This window comes from Globicatella sanguinis, from assembly GCF_002847845.2.
In the GTDB taxonomy this organism is placed as follows: Bacteria; Bacillota; Bacilli; order Lactobacillales; family Aerococcaceae; genus Globicatella; species Globicatella sanguinis.
This window is the reverse complement of the sequence record NZ_CP126962.1, coordinates 1,893,098-1,910,376: the sequence shown is the minus strand read 5'-3', so window position 1 is coordinate 1,910,376 and position 17,279 is coordinate 1,893,098. Positions and strand designations below refer to the sequence as shown.

General features: G+C 34.7%; 19 protein-coding genes. 3 read left to right on the top strand and 16 right to left on the bottom strand.

Annotated features, from left to right (window positions below):
• Nucleotides 1-195 precede the first annotated feature (195 nt).
• From nusB to comGA, 10 genes are all read right to left on the bottom strand, one after another.
• Nucleotides 196-645 carry a transcription antitermination factor NusB gene (nusB, locus tag CYJ72_RS08555; RefSeq protein WP_234982918.1) on the bottom strand — a complete coding sequence of 150 codons (450 nt, stop codon included), beginning with the start codon at nucleotides 643-645 and terminating at the stop codon, nucleotides 196-198.
• On the bottom strand, nucleotides 635-1,066 hold the full coding sequence (locus tag CYJ72_RS08550) for an Asp23/Gls24 family envelope stress response protein (RefSeq protein WP_180764770.1): 432 nt from the start codon (nucleotides 1,064-1,066) through the stop codon (nucleotides 635-637). Before CYJ72_RS08550 ends, nusB begins: the two co-directional genes overlap by 11 nt.
• A gap of 60 nt (nucleotides 1,067-1,126) precedes the next feature.
• Nucleotides 1,127-2,188, bottom strand: a complete 1,062-nt coding sequence (locus tag CYJ72_RS08545; protein ID WP_284629336.1) for an aminopeptidase P family protein — start codon at nucleotides 2,186-2,188, stop codon at nucleotides 1,127-1,129.
• 249 nt (nucleotides 2,189-2,437) lie between these two features.
• A complete protein-coding gene (locus tag CYJ72_RS08540; RefSeq protein WP_066125925.1) occupies nucleotides 2,438-3,196 on the bottom strand; it encodes a hypothetical protein in 759 nt (252 codons plus the stop codon).
• Nucleotides 3,186-3,569, bottom strand: coding sequence for a competence type IV pilus minor pilin ComGF (locus tag CYJ72_RS08535; RefSeq protein ID WP_169792682.1), 384 nt, complete (start codon nucleotides 3,567-3,569; stop codon nucleotides 3,186-3,188). The genes CYJ72_RS08540 and CYJ72_RS08535 overlap by 11 nt, the downstream gene beginning before the upstream one ends.
• A gap of 13 nt (nucleotides 3,570-3,582) precedes the next feature.
• The gene (locus CYJ72_RS08530) at nucleotides 3,583-3,915 is read right to left on the bottom strand and encodes a type II secretion system protein (protein WP_066125921.1); all 333 of its coding nucleotides are present in this window, start codon (nucleotides 3,913-3,915) and stop codon (nucleotides 3,583-3,585) included.
• Nucleotides 3,896-4,309: a competence type IV pilus minor pilin ComGD gene (gene comGD / locus CYJ72_RS08525; RefSeq protein WP_169792681.1), complete on the bottom strand. Its 414-nt coding sequence runs from the start codon at nucleotides 4,307-4,309 to the stop codon at nucleotides 3,896-3,898. The genes CYJ72_RS08530 and comGD overlap by 20 nt, the downstream gene beginning before the upstream one ends.
• Entirely contained in the window at nucleotides 4,299-4,643 is a 345-nt protein-coding gene (gene comGC, locus CYJ72_RS08520) for a competence type IV pilus major pilin ComGC (RefSeq protein ID WP_101813217.1), read from the bottom strand. Before comGC ends, comGD begins: the two co-directional genes overlap by 11 nt.
• Nucleotides 4,644-4,660: 17 nt before the next feature.
• Nucleotides 4,661-5,737: a competence type IV pilus assembly protein ComGB gene (comGB, locus tag CYJ72_RS08515; RefSeq protein WP_101813216.1), complete on the bottom strand. Its 1,077-nt coding sequence runs from the start codon at nucleotides 5,735-5,737 to the stop codon at nucleotides 4,661-4,663.
• Nucleotides 5,691-6,701, bottom strand: coding sequence for a competence type IV pilus ATPase ComGA (comGA, locus tag CYJ72_RS08510; protein WP_101813215.1), 1,011 nt, complete (start codon nucleotides 6,699-6,701; stop codon nucleotides 5,691-5,693). Before comGA ends, comGB begins: the two co-directional genes overlap by 47 nt.
• A 256-nt stretch (nucleotides 6,702-6,957) precedes the next feature.
• On the opposite strand from comGA, the gene CYJ72_RS08505 reads away from it, so the two are divergent.
• Nucleotides 6,958-7,173 (top strand): DNA-directed RNA polymerase subunit epsilon, encoded by a 216-nt coding sequence (locus CYJ72_RS08505; RefSeq protein ID WP_066125911.1) that lies wholly within the window; start codon nucleotides 6,958-6,960, stop codon nucleotides 7,171-7,173.
• Between the two features lies 1 nt (nucleotide 7,174).
• Entirely contained in the window at nucleotides 7,175-8,902 is a 1,728-nt protein-coding gene (gene rnjA / locus CYJ72_RS08500) for a ribonuclease J1 (protein ID WP_101813214.1), read from the top strand.
• A gap of 438 nt (nucleotides 8,903-9,340) precedes the next feature.
• Here the strand turns inward: rnjA and CYJ72_RS08495 are convergent, their stop codons facing one another.
• The 4 genes from CYJ72_RS08495 to CYJ72_RS08480 form a co-directional block, all read right to left on the bottom strand.
• Nucleotides 9,341-12,334 (bottom strand): glycoside hydrolase family 2 TIM barrel-domain containing protein, encoded by a 2,994-nt coding sequence (locus CYJ72_RS08495; protein ID WP_284629326.1) that lies wholly within the window; start codon nucleotides 12,332-12,334, stop codon nucleotides 9,341-9,343.
• A 6-nt stretch (nucleotides 12,335-12,340) separates the two neighbouring features.
• On the bottom strand, nucleotides 12,341-13,165 hold the full coding sequence (locus tag CYJ72_RS08490; protein WP_066124292.1) for a carbohydrate ABC transporter permease: 825 nt from the start codon (nucleotides 13,163-13,165) through the stop codon (nucleotides 12,341-12,343).
• Nucleotides 13,155-14,030, bottom strand: a complete 876-nt coding sequence (locus CYJ72_RS08485) for a carbohydrate ABC transporter permease (RefSeq protein ID WP_284629322.1) — start codon at nucleotides 14,028-14,030, stop codon at nucleotides 13,155-13,157. Before CYJ72_RS08485 ends, CYJ72_RS08490 begins: the two co-directional genes overlap by 11 nt.
• A gap of 74 nt (nucleotides 14,031-14,104) precedes the next feature.
• A complete protein-coding gene (locus CYJ72_RS08480) occupies nucleotides 14,105-15,385 on the bottom strand; it encodes an ABC transporter substrate-binding protein (RefSeq protein WP_257876926.1) in 1,281 nt (426 codons plus the stop codon).
• Between the two features lie 138 nt (nucleotides 15,386-15,523).
• Here CYJ72_RS08480 and CYJ72_RS08475 point away from each other — a divergent pair, with 138 nt between their 5' ends.
• The gene (locus tag CYJ72_RS08475; protein WP_284629317.1) at nucleotides 15,524-16,387 is read left to right on the top strand and encodes an AraC family transcriptional regulator; all 864 of its coding nucleotides are present in this window, start codon (nucleotides 15,524-15,526) and stop codon (nucleotides 16,385-16,387) included.
• 289 nt (nucleotides 16,388-16,676) lie between these two features.
• On the opposite strand, the gene rplT is transcribed toward CYJ72_RS08475, so the two are convergent.
• Complete coding sequence (rplT, locus tag CYJ72_RS08470; RefSeq protein ID WP_066124251.1) at nucleotides 16,677-17,033, bottom strand: 50S ribosomal protein L20; 357 nt, start codon at nucleotides 17,031-17,033, stop codon at nucleotides 16,677-16,679.
• A 30-nt stretch (nucleotides 17,034-17,063) separates the two neighbouring features.
• The gene (gene rpmI, locus CYJ72_RS08465) at nucleotides 17,064-17,261 is read right to left on the bottom strand and encodes a 50S ribosomal protein L35 (protein ID WP_066124248.1); all 198 of its coding nucleotides are present in this window, start codon (nucleotides 17,259-17,261) and stop codon (nucleotides 17,064-17,066) included.
• Nucleotides 17,262-17,279: the final 18 nt, after the last annotated feature.

Here is a 17,279-nt window from a genome sequence, read left to right as displayed (position 1 = left end):
AACTCTTTGATAACCAAGGTAATTCGCAATCTTATTTTAACGGCCAGTGCTTCACTGTATCTAATAAACTAAAAAAGAAAGATAGAACAACCATTAAAGTTGCTATCTTTCCTTTGATCTTCAATGCATATTATTGTTTACTTCTTCAATAGAATGCGTCAACGCAAATATTGTCGACTTCAACTAAGCCAAACTCTATTCTGTCTCTATTTGTTTCAAATATTCAGATAACACACCACTGACAAAGCGACGCGATTTTTCATCACTGAATAATTTACTTAAGTCAATTGCCTCATTGACTGCTACTTTAGCTGGTACCGTTTCACGACTCACATACATTAATTCATATAGTGCGACTCTTAAGACTACTAAGTCAATCCGATTTAAACGATCAATTGTCCAATCAGATAAGTATTTTTCAATCGTTTGATCAATCTCATCACGATTTTCTTGGACCCCTTTGATTAACTCAAATAAGTATTGGTCTTCGACTTCGTCAAAGCCTGCTTCTGGATCATTACCAGCTTCCAATGCAAATTCAGTTGCAACTTCTTCAGTTAAATAATCAGGCGCATCTACTAATTGAAATAAAATTTGGACCGCTTTTTCACGGACTTGGCGTCTTTTATTTAACTTATTCGTCAACTGTGTCACCATTTTCTTCATCTAAATGAAATAACTCAGATCCTGTTGGTCCAGCTTCTACTGAAATTACATGGACATTCACTTCGTCAATTACTAAATCCGTCATAAATAAAATTTGTTCTTTAACACTTTCTTGAACATTCATCGCTACATCAGGTACCGAATAACCATATTTTACACGGATATCAATATCGACAGCAATATGATTGTCTTGACGCTTAATCTTCGCCCCTGTTTTTTCACGTTCTAAACTAAAGAAACTCCCTGAAACATTTTGGAAAGATTGTTTACTAACATAAACACCCGCTACTTTTTTAGTTGCTTGAGCGGCAATAGTTTCCAATACCGATGTTGTAATGTTAATTTCACCCAATTGAGGGGTTCCGTGAGTATTCATTGAAGCATTTTCATGAGTTGTCATATGCTTTCCTCCTCTTTTACTTTCTGCTATCCCCATTTTAACGGATATACCATCGAAATGCTATAAAATTATCAAGTTCTTAGGACTACGATTCAAACCATAGGCTCCATCTTCAGTGATAACCAAGTCATCTTCAATCCGAACACCGCCCAAACCTTCTACGTAAATGCCTGGTTCATTAGTAATCACTTGATTCACTAATAATGGTTGTTCATTACGGAAGTTAATACCTGGTTGTTCATGTACATCAAGACCTAGTCCATGTCCTGTACTATGCCCAAATGCAGGTCCATATCCTTTTTCAGTAATATAATCGCGTGCTACTGCATCTAATTCTTTACCTGTCATCCCCGCTTTAGCTGCTCTATTTACACGTTCATGAGCTTCTAAGACAATATGATAAATTTCTTCCATTTTAGGATCGATATGTCCAACTGCAATCGTTCTCGTCATATCGGAACTATAGCCGTGATAGTAACAACCAAAGTCTAATGTTACCACATCACCCTCTTCAATTACTTTATCACTCGCGACTCCATGTGGCATGGCTGAACGTAATCCACTGGCAACAATCGTATCAAATGACATCGCAGAAGCCCCTTTAGATTTCAAGAATCTCTCCAATTCATTAGCTACTTCAATTTCTGTCACACCTGGTTTGATAAAGGTTAAAATATGATCGAATGCTTGGTCCGTTATTTCACAAGCTTCTTTAATAATGTTAATCTCATCTTCTGATTTTACTGAACGAATTGTTTCTAATAATAATTCTGTTTCAATCATCTCAGCGTCAAATAAATCTTTTAATTTCAAGTAAGTAGCGACATTCATTTCATCTGCTTCAATAGCAACTGTTTGAATATTTTCTTGTTCGATAATTTCAGCCACGGTATTAAACGCACCGTTTTTATGGATAATAATTTCGAAACCTTTTGCTTGTTCGTTTGCTTGAGTAGTATAACGAAAGTCCGTAATAAAGTATTGGTTGGTAGGAGTAACGAATACTACTCCTGCTGAGCCGGTGAAATTAGCTAAATAACGAACGTTTTTTAAATTCGTTACCAGCATACTTTCGGCATTGTATTTCGTTAATTCTTGTCTTAATTGTTCAACTCTAGACATCTGAACACCCCTCTAAATAATTTAATTATATTGTATCAAAGAATTAACTTTTTGTCGCTAATTAGATTATATCAGAATTCCATGACTTTGCTTATTAATAAAAAAAAGTGTGAATGAACAAAGAAATTTCTGTTCATCCACACCAAAAAGTATCGAACTATAAAAAGCTTTATCATTGTCCTATTTTACTAAAAATTTTTAACAGTCTTATCACTTTTTTCGATGATTATACATTATTTAATAATGATATTATGGAGCTATCACTTCTTCCAATATTATCACTTCCGATAGTATTAAAAAGCCTACTTTGTCATTTAATTGTTGTTGTTGATAAAGCTGATGGCCAGCTTTATCATAAACCGTAACTTGTCGACCATCCGCATTGTTTTTGACCTTAACTTGTCCGATATTAAAGTTAAACTGGGTATAAGGCGTTGGTTGAATGTTCAGTTGTCCTTGAAAATTACGTCTCTTGTTAGATTGTTGCTCCCACCCTAGTTCACTCAAAGAATGTAATAGTTCTTGCACTTGGTTTTGAATCGGTGCTTCATCAAATGCTTGGGGTAATTTATTAGATAGCACCACCCCTTCTACTAATAATTCATCTAATCCCCCATCATTTTCTATCTTTTGCATAGCTTGTTCTTCAATATAGATTTGATGAGAAATAATATGGATTTTGGGTAAATCTTGTTCTTCAACTTGAATCATTGTCAATTGTGAATGAAAGTCGGCTTCATCCATAACGATCCCGTGTCTAGGTAATAAATAAGTGGTTTGATGTTCGATGACTTCTTTTAATCGCTGAATTAATTGTTGAATGCCATCCTTTTCTTCCAGTAAAGTATTACTAATCGTCAACATACTTTGTCCTTGATAGTAACGCGCAATATCTCGGTAACGCAATGATTGAATTTGGTTATAGTTCAATAAACTTATATAGGTTAGGTGAGATAAAAACATAAAGACTATCACAATGGGCAACGCCAATGCTTTATTATTCTTCATATTTTACTATTCCGAAAAATTTTTGTTGATTTTGATAGGTGACCATCACTTCAATCCAACTTCCTTTTTGATTTAGTTCCCATGATTGTACTTGATAAGCGTAGGGATGATGTCCTGGCTTTTTATAAATTTTATTGTTTTCTAACACAACCTGATAATAACCAGCCTCATTTTTCATCTTAATCGTATTATGCTTCACCTCTTCCACTTGGTATTGTCGCAACTCTGCTTCCAATAATGATAAAAACTGGTGGCCATCGGCCGATAATTCTTGTGATTGAGCGAAACGAACCCTTTGATAACTGTTCATAATTTGATAGATACCGTGCATCATTAGACTAATCACCATCAAACTAATTAATGCTTCAATCAAAACCATTCCTCGATTATTGCAAATTGAGCAATTGGACTTCATATTGATTGCCTCCGTCAAATACAATTTGATAAAACCCATTATTAGCTTGCCATGTGACTCCTTCTTCATATAAAAGAGTGTAAGCCTCTATGCGCGTATCTAAATCCAACGATGGTTGTTGTTGCGACATTTGGATTAAATCGTCCAATAGTTGCCATTGGTTAGCAACTAACTTTAACTCTTCTAGTCGTTGTAATTCTCTATGATAAGCCGGTAAATACAGCATCAACATTAAACTAAAGATAATAAAAGCAACCATACTTTCAACTAAGGCGAACCCTTGATTATTCTGGTTGTACCACAAATTTACCACTTCCTAATTGAAAGACAATTTTAACATGGGGACCTTCGTCATTATACAATGTAACCGTTCGAAATTGATTTACCCGACCATTTGCTAAATAATCAAAAATAAAAGTTTGATTAAAATACAAAGTTTCAGGTAGTTGCAGGTTGCGATCATTAAAGCGTACCTCTTGTCGAGATTGATCAAAGGTTACCGTATAACGTTTATTATGAAATAAGGCTTTTTGTTGAGTATAATTCAGTTGTGCTACTAATTGATCTACAAACAAACGATTTTCAATTTGATTCGCTATTTGATGATAAGGGATTTTTATAATAATTAAAATTAGAAAACTAATTATTATTAAATGAACCAACATTTCAACTAAAGTAAATCCTCTATTATTGTCCACTATTACTAATAATTGGCACACTGATAGTTGCGTCTGGACTTAGACCCAATAAACGTTCTGCTTCATCGGCTTGTTTTTGCGTCAGATAACCTTCACTAACCAAGAGTGTCAAAGTTGCATCCTCACTCTTTTCAACTAACTGATAAGTATTCACTTGTGTCTCTACAATTTCAGCAATATTCTCAGTTGCTTGAGTCTCAATCCTCTCTTTTTGTCCGGAAACATTTGGAATAATAATCGCCATCAATAATCCAACGATAATTAAGACAATTAACATTTCCAAAAGCGTAAACCCCTTGCGATTGCTTAAATGTTTTGTAATTTTTCTTTTCATTTTTCCACCTCTTTCTTTTATAAACCTTCCATCGTTAAGATTGGTAACATCATCATCAAATACATTCCCATTACTAATAACGCAATCAAAATAAATAAAATAGGTTGTAAATAATTAATTTTTTTAGCGACATCTTCCATTAATTCGGTTACTAATTTATTTGAAAATAATAGACACTTAGTAGACAGTTGACTGGTCAATTCACCTTGATACACAATCATCCCTAATTCCGGTTGAAATAGTCTTAAAGCGTCTAGGCTTTCACTTAGCGCTTCTCCCTTTTTTAAACTTTCTGTTAAATAGGCCGCCACTTCTGTTAAAAAAGGATCAATCGGATATTGTACAATAAAATCAAAAGTCTGCTGTAAAGAAAACCCGCCTTCTAAAAAATAACCTAAATTTTGGGCTACTTTATATGTACAATAATATCGAATCCATTTATTTAACAGAGGAATTTTTAGTAATAGCTTATAACGATGCATCGCACTTTTTCGGAGTAAATAAACATCAATAAAAAAATATCCCAAAATACTAATAGCAAATAGACTGATTAATATTTGAGGTAAATAAGAAAAGAATAAAACTAATAAACGAATAAGTGGCGTGGTTTGATAAACTTCAACTGAAATAAAACTAAGAATATGGGGAAGTAGAAATATTCTCATGCCTAACAATAACGCAATTAAAAAGACAAACATAACGATCGGATAAGTCAAGGTCTTCACTATTTTTTGACGATAATCAGCTTGAAGCTTTAAAGACTCCGAACATTTTTGTAAAGCCGGATAAAACCGCCCCTGTTTTTGTCCATAAAAAATTTGCGCAACAATATCCAAAGAAAATCCAATTTGTCTAAGGCCTCTTTCTAGTCCTGCACCTTGTTCTAGTGATTGCACTATAATTTTAATCAGCTCTCGATATTGAGGCATCAGTAATTCCATAAAGACTAGCGCTTGATTTAACGAAAATCCTTCTGTTAATAATTCAAATAAATTTTGCAAAAAGAGTGCCTGGTCCTTGGATTTCACTTTTTTAGGTAAAGGACGTTTAAACCACTTCAAACTGATGGTAGCTTTTACTGGTGATGTATCCATATGACCATGCCTTTCTTAAATAATCATTAATCTCTGGAAAACTCGCCTCCCCTTGTGATAAAACCTCTTGCAAAGTTGAACCAGCTAAAACTTCAAAAATAGCGGCTCGCCCTCCTAATTTGGGCTTAAGGACAGATGTGCAAGGTACCAATCGTTGGGAAATAACCCCGATTAAAGTTTGACGAATTTGTTCATTACTGACTGATAATTCTTGTAATCGACCAATTACACCTAAAGTATTTTTTGCGTGAATCGTCGCAATCATCAAGTGGCCCGTTAATGCTCCTCTAATTACCATTCTGGCGGTTATCTCATCACGAATTTCACCAATTAACAAAACATCAGGATGATGACGTAAAGAAGCTTTAATTAAGACATCATAATCTATATCCGCTCTTAAATTGACTTCTGTTTGTAAGAAGGTCTCTTCGATAATCTCAACAGGGTCCTCCATGGTAATCACTTGCAGTGGCTCTTCTTTCATTCGCTCACGTAGTAATTGATAAATAGTCGTTGTTTTTCCAGAACCCACAGGGCCAGAAAATAATAATAATCCACTTTTTCTTCTCACTAATTGTCTTAGGTGTGCTAGTTCATTCGGAAAATAAGTCATCAGTGCTTGATGATGATGTGTTACTTGTCGAATTAAACGAATCACCAGTGATTCCCATAAGTTCACATTGGTGATGGTCGATAAACGCAACTCTACTGCACCACCTGCTACTTGATAATGAATAGAACCAGACTGTGGCTTACGCTTCTCACCTACATCCAAATTAGCTAAAAATTTAAAATAACTAATTAATTTACGGCCCCAAGCTTCACTTTCATCTCTTTGAAATACCATTTCACCATTTACTCTAAAATAAATGGCATACACTTGATGTCTTGGCAATATATGAATGTCGGATGTATTTTCAGTTAATGCTTCTTCAATCATTATTTTCGCTTGTTGTTCAATCATTTCTTACCACCTCTTTGACCGGTCATCATTAAATACGCAAAATATTATCAAACACTTTTTAAGTAAGCCTTTTATTAAATTAAAGTTTCTATACTTAATTCACTTAGTATGATAAAATATTGATAGCATAGCCCGTTTAAACAGTTTTTATCCATTAATTACGTGTTCTTATACGATCAATTCGCAATAAATTTTCATTGCAATGCACGTTTTGAAAACTTTTAAACCCAGTAATAAAAAATAAAAGGAGATTCATATGATTTTTAAAGCAACATACCAAGAAACTAAAAACCAAGTTCCATTAAGAGAGAACACTAAATCACTTTATATCGAAGCAGATAATATTGTGGAAGCTCGCGCTAAATTTGATGAGAATACACCATACAATATTGAATATTTACAGGAGTTATCAGAAGCTCATTTAGAATATGAGCGCGAACATAATCCTGATTTCAAAATAATGGAGTTTTAGAATGTCTGCGACACTAAAAAATAACGAAACAGGCATCTTTGCTCTAGGTGGATTAGGCGAAGTTGGAAAAAATATGTATGGTGTCCAATTTCAAGATGAGATTATCCTACTAGACTGCGGTGTGATGTTTCCGGAAGATGAATTATTAGGAATTGATTATGTCATTCCTGATTTTCAATATATTTTACAAAATAAACATAAAGTATCGGCATTAATTATTTCCCATGGTCACGAAGACCATATCGGAGGCGTTCCTTATTTATTACAACAAATAAATGTTCCTATTTATGCAGGAAAATTAGCCAGTGCTTTAATCCGCAACAAATTACAAGAACGTGGTTTGTTGAAAGATGCGAATATCACTGAAATTGACGAAAATACCGTTTTACGCTTTAGAAAAACGACCGTTAGTTTTTATCTGACAACCCATAGTATTCCCGAAGCATATGGCGTAGTAGTTAAGACACCTCCTGGCAACATTGTCTTTACAGGGGATTATAAATTTGACTTTACTCCTGTTGGTAAACCAGCCGATTTGCATCGCATGGCTCGCATCGGTGAAGAAGGAGTTTTAGTGTTATTAGGTGATTCCACTAACGCAGAAATCCCAACTTTCACAAAATCAGAAAAAATTGTTGGTCAATCGATTAAAAATATTATCCAAGGAGTTCAAGGACGGGTCATCTTCGCAACCTTTGCTTCAAATGTTTCACGTCTTCAACAAGTTGTCGAAGTTGCCAAAGAAACTAATCGTAAAATCGCAGTCTTTGGACGTAGTATGGAATCGGCGATTAAAACGGGGCGCGAATTAGGCTATATCGAAACGGATGGCCAAGATCTTTTCGTTGATGCTCGTAACATTGATTCTGTAGACGGTAATAAACTGATTATTTTATGTACCGGATCTCAAGGTGAGCCGATGGCCGCTTTAAGTCGTATCGCTAATGGTACACACCGCCAAATTTCGATTCAACCGGAAGATACGGTAATTTTCTCTAGTTCACCTATTCCAGGTAATACTATCAGTGTCAATCGTGTCATTAACCGTTTAACTGAATTAGGTGCCAATGTGATTCATGGTAAAATTAATAATATTCATACCTCAGGACATGGTGGGCAACAAGAACAACTATTAATGTTACGTCTAATGAAACCTAAATATTTCATGCCTGTCCATGGTGAATATCGCATGCAAAGTATTCAAGCAGAATTAGCACAAGAAACAGGTATTCCAAAAGAAAACTGTTTTATTTTAGCCAATGGTGATATGCTAGCAGTTACTCAAAATAGTGCTCGTGTGGCGGGGAATTTCCAAGCACAAGATGTTTACGTTGATGGTAGTGGTATTGGTGATATCGGAAGTATCGTCTTGCGTGATCGTCGTACTTTATCTGAAGATGGTTTAATCATCGTCACCGCAACAATCGACTATCAAAACCATGCGTTAATTAGTGGTCCTGATATTATGTCTCGTGGCTTTATTTATATGCGTGAATCCATTGATTTAATCAATGAAATGCAAAATCAATTACGTTCAGCCATCAACCGTGGATTAAATGAAAATGGTGCTGTGGTAACTGAAAAAATGATTCGCGATGTGATTTTTGATACAATTTATCCTCTCATTCATGAGAAAACTGAACGTAAACCAATGGTCTTACCAATCTTATTAGATATTAATAAAGGTGTCCGTAAACGTGTAACCCCTAATAATCAATCACAAAATTAATCATTTTAGCTAACCGTTTTGAAAGATACTTATTAATTAAAATAGACGCCCTTAAAAGTAGATACCAAAAATTGATACTACTTTTAAGGGGTTTTTATATACACAAGATTACTATCAGTGTTTCTTAAGTTTGATGTTATTACTGTTTTAAAACTATATTGGTCATTAGATAAATTAAAAAAGTGATACATATTTATACTGCTTAACTTATTGATCAATTGTTCGAAATATAAAGAAGCGGACAAAAACTCGTCCGCTTCTTATTGCGATGTGCGCCCATGCTGGGCGCACATTAAGGGATTCGATTGACGATACTCGTCAATCGCACCCCCAAGATGTTTCACCGTCACATAACCATGATGTACGCCAAGTATTAATGAAAACTGACCAGCAGTAATATTAAATAATTGATCTTGTACTTTAATTAATGGTTTAACATCATTTCACAAATAAATTAAACTTAAATTCAAAATCATCATCTAAGCGATAATGCTCGAATAATTCTGGTCCACAGGCATTCGTCCCAATACCAGATTGTTGTGGATCTAGTTGGAGATAAGTCATATCCTCCAACACTAATTTATCACGATGCATCACTTCTGTTAATTGTTTAATTGAATAATGAGAAGCATTAAAATGCATGCCTTTCACAGAATGAACCGTCAATGATTGTTGACCATTCGTTAGCACGAGTTGGTTAATACTTCGATTACCATTTTCTTGTGGTGTAACATAAGGTTCATACATCTCTGTTACCGTCGCCGTAAAGTTCCCTTTATAGGATGCATGGTATTTGTCACGATAGTTTTCTTCCGGTCCATAACCATGATAATTGACGTTTTCGAAGCTTGCTAGTAACGGCAAGGTCATACCAAAGCGAGGTAAAAATGGAATCACTGGATTTTTAGCCACTTTTCCTGCCACTTCAATCAAACCATTGCCAAAGACAGTATACTCAAGGGTCATCTCCAAGAAGTTTTGTCTTGCGACAGCATGCATGACCGCATCAAAGGACACTTTTACATGATCATCTGCTTTTGTAATATGCGTCTCATGTACTCTTGTTTGATGACGATCAAAATTGGCTTGTAGCCATTCGCGCTTAATGTTACGATCATTATCCGTCGGTGCACGCCAGATAGTCCACTCTCCCGGTTGGTTTAAAAGTATTTGTTCATTCACTTTTAATTGCTCAATCGCTGCATTTGCTTTACTTAATACGACCTCACCAAAAGCAGTTGTAATGGCCACAGTTGCATTCGTTTCCGCATAAGTAATATTGGTAGATGATTCTGATAATTCTAAAGTTAATTCAAATTCATTGACTTCAACCCAATCAAAACCAACAAAATTATCCGATAAATCGTGATAAACAAAACGGATAATGCTAATTGTGGTTAAATCAGTTAATGTGTCCTTTAAATCAACTGTCAAACTGGCTTGTGGTGCAATATCTAACCTTGGTAATTCGTGAGTTGCCACTACTGCTCCTGTTAAATCCGCTACTTCTAAAGTCACTTTAAAACGGTCTTTTGCATTAACAAAATCGAGACGATTTTTAAACGTAAACTGCTTAGCATTTAAATCAAGGTCTTCTAACAAGAAAGGTTTAAATAAGTTTTGGTGTTCTTTTACCAGGACATGTGGTGTTCGATCCGGATACATTAAACCGTCCATACAGAAATTACCTGCATGCGGATATTCACCAAAATCGCCACCATAACGATAGACCGGTGTTTTATCAGGTTCAAAACGATTCAGATTGACCGCATGGTCAGCCCATTCCCAAACATAAAGACCGACAAATTCTGGGTATTGGTAGAACAATTCATAATATTCCGTCAAATCCCCCGAACTATTCCCCATAGCATGGGCGTATTCACATAACATAAACGCTTTTTCAATATTTTCAATGTCTAAATAATATTCTTTAATTTCCGTAGGTGAAGCATACATACGACTCCAACTATCAAAATATTGAGTATCATATTCTTTACTGCGGTCATAGTACCAATACGCTTCGTAATGCAATGGACGAGAAGCATCTAACTGACGTGCATGTTTTAACATCGCTTCAATATTAGGCCCATAACCGGTTTCATTACCCGCTGACCACATTACAATGGAACTATTATTAAAGAATGGGATAATCGAAGCATCCATCCGGTCGACAAAAGCTTTTTCAAAGGCTGGGTCTTCTGGTAAAACATTGTAATTATCATTACCACCCATTCCATATAGGTCTACCACCCCATGACCTTCTAAGTCCGCTTCACTCATAACATATAACCCAATTACGTCTGTCAATTCATAAAATTGACCATTTTTTGGATAATGGGCTGTTCTTAAAGCGTTAAATCCATATTGTTTAATTAACGTTAAATCTTTCCATTGATCATCTAGTGTCACGGTCGCTCCAGTATTTGCATTCGTATCATGATGATTAACCCCTATTAATTTTACCGAACGATTATTCACATAGAATTGATTATTTTTCATTTCTACTAAGCGAATCCCTACTAATTGTTGAATATGTTCACTGCCTACAGTTAACAATAAGCGGTATAATTGAGGTTCTTCGGCATTCCATAAAACTGGATTCATCACTTCAATCGTAAAATCACTGTCTGATCTCGTTCCCTCATGGACCACCTCATTATTCGGTGCTAATAATTGGTACTTAACGTCTAAATTTTCGCATGTTTTGTTAAGCTCAACGGATAAAGTAGCTAATGATAAATCATCATTGAAACTTTGACGAACAAAGAAACTTTCTACTCGGTCAACCTCACGCTCTAAGACATACACATCACGGAAAATGCCACTATAACGGAATTTATCTTGATCCTCAAGATACGTCGCATCCGACCATTTTAACACCAACACATGCAATGTATTCTCGCCATCTTGAAGAAATTGCGTAATGTCAAATTCTGAACTGGCATGAGAAATTTGGCTATAACCTACAAATTGATGATTGACCCAAACATAATAAGCAGAATCGACCCCTTCAAAGGTTAAATGATATTCTTTTTGTTCTTTTTTATTGATTTTAAAATGACGACGATATAAACCAGCCGGATTTTCAAATGGGACATAAGGCGGATCAAACGGAATCGGATATTCAGTATTGGTATACATTATTTGGTCATAGCCATATAATTGCCAACAACTTGGCACAGGAATTTGGTCATAACTTAACTCAGTATCGTCTTCCCAATATGCTTTCTCAATTCGATTGACACTCGTAAAGTATTTAAAATCCCAATCGCCATTTAAATTATGGAAGTACTCACTTTTCGTACGCTCGGTTAAGGTTTCAAACAAGTCATCCGTATGAAATGGGACATAATAATTTTTCCTAGGCAAAGTATTTACATGAAACACCTCTAAATTTTCAAAATAATTAGGCAATAACACTTTTTTCTTCATCCTTTCTTATTTAACAGCACCTAACATACCCGCTACAAAATATTTCTGTAATACAAAGAAGATAATTAATGTCGGGATGGTGGCGATTAAAATCGCAATCATCATTAAGCCATAGTCCGGTGCATAACTTGATCCTAAATTAGATAATAGTAACGGTACTGTACGCATTTCATTAGTTTGTAAAGTAACCAATGGCCATAAGTAATTATTCCAAGCATTCATAAAAGTAATAATCGCTGCTGCTGCGTAGGTATTTTTCATCGTCGGCATGTAAATTCTAAAGAATAAACCAATTTCAGATAAACCGTCAATCCGCCCAGCTTCTAACAATTCTTGTTGGAACATTTTAGTATTTTGACGGAAATAAAAGATTAAGAACGCCGTTGCAATATAAGGTAAATAAGCTGATGCATAAGTATTGAATCCAATCATAGGATTAATGGTTGATAAACGGCCAAAGAATTTAAATAATGGAATCATTAAGGCGGCAAATGGAATCATCATTGACATCAAAATAATATTAAAGACAATATCCGTCCATTTGGAACGATAGACTTCAAAAGCATACCCGGCAATAGAACTGATTATTAATGCTAAAACAGTTTGTGAGACAGCAATAATGGCAGAGTTTTTTAAAGCCGTAACCATATCTGTTTGCTCAAACAAGTTTTTCAAATTGTTTAATAATTCTTTTCCTGGCAATAAAGAGCCGCTCGTTACATCGACACTGGCATTCGTCGCTGAAATAATCATGAAGTAAAACGGAAAGACAAATACAATCGACATCATCAATAAAAAGATGTATATAAAAATTTTATTTTTATTTTTCATCGCGATTACCTACTTTCAATTGAATAATAGAGAACATAATGACTAAAATAACTATCGCATAAGAAACCGCAGCGGCATAGCCAAAGTCTGGTGTATACTTAAACGAAAGATTATAGATATATTGTGAGATGGTCATCGTTGCATTACCCGGTCCACCTTGAGTAATATTCATTGGTTCGTCGAATAATTGCAAGGTCCCAATCGTTGAGGTTATTGATGTAAATAAAATAACTGGTTTTAATAATGGCAACGTAATTTTAAAGAACTTATCGATAGGTGACGCACCATCTACATCCGCCGCTTCATAAATTTGGTCATCAATATTTTGTAAAGCAGAAAGGAAGAAAATCATATTATAACCTGTCCAACGCCAAGTAATAGCGATAATAATGACCACTTTTGCCCAAAATGGATGTGATAACCACATGATTGGCTTATCTAAAACATTGATTGCCATTAGTATTTGGTTTAAAACACCATTATTTGCGAAAATATATTTAAAAATTAAAGAATAAGCAACCAATGAAGTGACAGACGGTAAGAACACAATCGTTCTAAAAATTCCTTTGAACTTCAACGTTTTATTATTTAATAAAACCGAGAAGAAAATAGCTAAAACAACCATAATCGGCACTTGGAAAATTAAGAATATTAAGGTGTTTTTTAAAGATTGAATAAAGACTGGGTCTGATAATAAGCGCTTATAGTTAGTTAATCCTACAAAAGATAAATTCGCACCTTTTCCAGACTGCAATGACATGATAAAGGCTGATAGCATTGGATAAAAATAGAATAAAACGATTAAGGCCACTGGTACAGCAATAAAAGCCCAACCTAATAATTTTCGTCTTTGAAAGACATTCATAATTCTCACTCCTATTTATAAAGGCTGTAGAAGTTTGTCATTCTACAGCCCTTAATTTATTTTTTACACTGATATTAGTTATTTAATTGGTTTTCTGCTTGGGCTTGAGCATTTTGGAAGATTTGATCAATGTCGCCACCAGCTAAATACTGTTGTAAAGCTGCCACCATAATATCTTCAATTGCATAAGTATGAACACCATAGTTTAATGAAGGAATTTCAGCAGACCATTCGGCAAAATCTTTATAAATTTTTTGTCCGCCAAAGAACTCAACTTCAGTATCATAGGCATCTGATTCTAGTGCTGGTAAATACGTACCTAAAGCACCCATTTCCGTAATCAAATCACCATAAAATTCAACATTAGAACCAAATGTTTTAGCTAAGAAATCAGCTGCAGCTTCTGAACCTTCCTTATTAATCACATAAAATGAAGAACCACCTAAGTTAGAAGAATGAGTTGCTCCTTCCACTTCTTGTTTAGGCCAAGGCACAACCGCCCACTTACCAGCTTGATCTGCTGCTTGAACAACTGATGGTGTAATCCAGTTTCCTTGCGGAACAGTCCAAACGACACCTGTGTTGAACGCTTCTAACATTTGAGCCCAGTCACTATGAACGTTCACTAAATCTTTTTCATACATTGATTTAAAAGTAGCAAATGCTTCTTTTAAAGCAGCATTGTCAGCAATATTTGGTGTGATACCATCTTCTGTGGTATACCAAGAACCAGAACCATTAATCATCGCACGTAATAATCCAAGATCATTTAAATCCATTGATAAAGTTTTTAAACCAGTAGTTTCTTGCACTTTTAAGCCAATTTCTTCTAATTCAGTCCAAGTAATGTCTTGTAAATCTTCTACTTTGTAGCCTGCTTCTTCTAAAATATCCGTACGTACATATAATCCTGTAACCCCAGTATCAAAAGGTACTGAATAGAAATTCTCTTCAACTGTACTTGCTTCAATTTTATAGGGTGCAAAATCTTCTGAATTAATGTAATCATTTAAAGGAATAAAGGTATCTGGATATGCTGTTAAGAAACTTTGTGCACGATAGTCCTCAATCAAAACAATATTTGGTAAACTATCTGTTACTCCGGCACTCATCGCTGTGTTTAATTTTTGAATAATGTCATCTTGCGCATTTTCTTCAATGGTCACATTTAAATCGGGATTTTCCTTTGCATAATATTCTTTGGCAATATTCAGGGCCTTAATATTAAAGTTCGGATCCCACGCCCATACATTGATTTCTTCTTGAGCTGAAACACTTGGAATATTTGCTACTAAAGCTGATCCTAAAGTTCCAACTGCTAATAAACCACTAAACTTTTTCATCCATTTTTTCATTCTTTTTCCTCCTAATTTCTTTGACACAAACCTGTAAACGTTTTCTACACTTTAAATTATATGGTATTACTGTAGAATAATCTATGTTATAATGAATAAAAATACATGGACTAATGTTTCCAACATTCGGAGGGTGTAATGAGAAATCTATGGGTTTACTTCAATAATTCGGAATCTGACTTAAATATTGACGAGTGCGGTATCCAAACTTATGACAAATTTGAAATTTATCAATACAAAGTATATCAAAATTTTGTGCTACATCTAGTCATGGATGGTGAAGGTTTTTTTGAGATTAACGGGCAAAAGTACCCTCTTAACAAGGGGGAAGGCTATATTATTCGCAATTCCGACAATGTTCTCTATTATCCTAAAGCCAATAATCCATGGACTACCTATTGGATTGGCCTAAAAGGTGACAAATTGGAAGAATACCTTAACGGCACTTTGTTAAAAAATGAACATGTAATAAAATTCCATCCTAATGGCAAAACTCAAGAGGTAATTAAAAATATCTGTGAAACAACCCAAATGAATGAATCAAATTTACCTGATGAATTTTGGTATAAGAGTCAACTATATTTATTGTTTAACTATATCAAGAAAGAATTCTCAGTGAAAAACAATACAAATTCACTAACCTCAAAAGAACTAGCTGAAGTTGCATATCATTATATCTATACTAATTATATGAATGAAATTAGTATCGAAGAAGTTGCTGAATACCTAGCGGTCAGTCGTAGTTATCTGTATAAATTATTTAAGAAAAAATACGATTTTTCGCCACAACAATTTTTGCTCGACCGACGATTAACAGTCGCAGCTTCAATGCTATTAACTACTGATAATACTATTAGCACTATTAGCCAAAAAGTGGGATTTCGTGATCCACTCTATTTTTCTAAAAGCTTTTCTAATTATTATGATTTAAGTCCGAGCAAATTTCGCGAGCAACACGACTATGATTCTTATTTAGAGTCTTGGGAGAAATTTGGAGATTAACTCATTTTTATCAGTAAAATTAACTTGATGTAAAAAAGCTACTTGCTATGTATTCACGTTATATTTGGAGTTCTTTCCATACTATGATGCTTTCACATCACCTTTTCAAAATGTGTTATTGGTTATAGAAAACATGGGTTCTATGTTTTTTGGTGTCGATGAACACAGAAGTTTTCATGCTCCATACCTTTTGACAAAGAACCCTAAATTATCATTCTCTTTCACAAAAAACAGAAAAAACGCCGACTGGTTGAATCCAGTCGACGCTTGATAGTTATTAATAATTAAATTATGCTAATGCTTTTTTAGCTTCTTCAACTAAAGCTGTAAATGCTTCAGCATCGTTGATTGCTAATTCTGATAACATTTTACGGTTTACTTCAATACCTGCTTTTTTCAAGCCATTCATTAATACTGAGTAGCTAATGCCGTTCATACGAGCAGCTGCATTGATACGAGTAATCCATAAGCGACGGAAGTCACGTTTCTTTTGACGACGGTCACGGTATGCATAAGAGTATGATTTCATTACTTGCTGTTTAGCAGTTTTGAATAATACACTTTTTGCTCCATAGTAACCTTTTGCTAATTTTAATGTACGTTTACGACGTTGACGGGTAACTGATCCACCTTTAACACGTGCCATGTTTCATTCCTCCTTAGTTCTTCTAGAATATTATAATGCTGAGATTTGATGTTTGATACGTTTCATGTCAGATGGATGTACCAAAGTTGCTTTTGCTAATTGACGACGTTGTTTTTTAGTTTTTCCGTGGAAACGGTGACTAGTAAAAGCACGCGAACGTTTTAATTTCCCTGAACCTGTACGTTTTACACGTTTAGCTAATCCACGGTGAGTTTTTTGTTTTGGCATGATTATTCCTCCTGAAAT

Excerpts from the sequence above, each read along its gene's own strand:
- rplT (WP_066124251.1), bottom strand. The coding sequence starts at position 17,033 with ATGGCACGTGTTAAAGGTGGATCAGTTACCCGTCAACGTCGTAAACGT.
- CYJ72_RS08495 (WP_284629326.1), bottom strand. The coding sequence starts at position 12,334 with ATGAAGAAAAAAGTGTTATTGCCTAATTATTTTGAAAATTTAGAGGTG.
- CYJ72_RS08485 (WP_284629322.1), bottom strand. The coding sequence starts at position 14,030 with ATGAATGTCTTTCAAAGACGAAAATTATTAGGTTGGGCTTTTATTGCT.
- CYJ72_RS08540 (WP_066125925.1), bottom strand. The coding sequence starts at position 3,196 with ATGAAGAATAATAAAGCATTGGCGTTGCCCATTGTGATAGTCTTTATG.
- rpmI (WP_066124248.1), bottom strand. The coding sequence starts at position 17,261 with ATGCCAAAACAAAAAACTCACCGTGGATTAGCTAAACGTGTAAAACGT.
- CYJ72_RS08475 (WP_284629317.1), top strand. The coding sequence starts at position 15,524 with ATGAGAAATCTATGGGTTTACTTCAATAATTCGGAATCTGACTTAAAT.
- CYJ72_RS08545 (WP_284629336.1), bottom strand. The coding sequence starts at position 2,188 with ATGTCTAGAGTTGAACAATTAAGACAAGAATTAACGAAATACAATGCC.
- rnjA (WP_101813214.1), top strand. The coding sequence starts at position 7,175 with ATGTCTGCGACACTAAAAAATAACGAAACAGGCATCTTTGCTCTAGGT.
- CYJ72_RS08490 (WP_066124292.1), bottom strand. The coding sequence starts at position 13,165 with ATGAAAAATAAAAATAAAATTTTTATATACATCTTTTTATTGATGATG.
- comGC (WP_101813217.1), bottom strand. The coding sequence starts at position 4,643 with ATGAAAAGAAAAATTACAAAACATTTAAGCAATCGCAAGGGGTTTACG.
- CYJ72_RS08550 (WP_180764770.1), bottom strand. The coding sequence starts at position 1,066 with ATGACAACTCATGAAAATGCTTCAATGAATACTCACGGAACCCCTCAA.
- CYJ72_RS08480 (WP_257876926.1), bottom strand. The coding sequence starts at position 15,385 with ATGAAAAAATGGATGAAAAAGTTTAGTGGTTTATTAGCAGTTGGAACT.
- comGA (WP_101813215.1), bottom strand. The coding sequence starts at position 6,701 with ATGATTGAACAACAAGCGAAAATAATGATTGAAGAAGCATTAACTGAA.
- comGB (WP_101813216.1), bottom strand. The coding sequence starts at position 5,737 with ATGGATACATCACCAGTAAAAGCTACCATCAGTTTGAAGTGGTTTAAA.
- CYJ72_RS08505 (WP_066125911.1), top strand. The coding sequence starts at position 6,958 with ATGATTTTTAAAGCAACATACCAAGAAACTAAAAACCAAGTTCCATTA.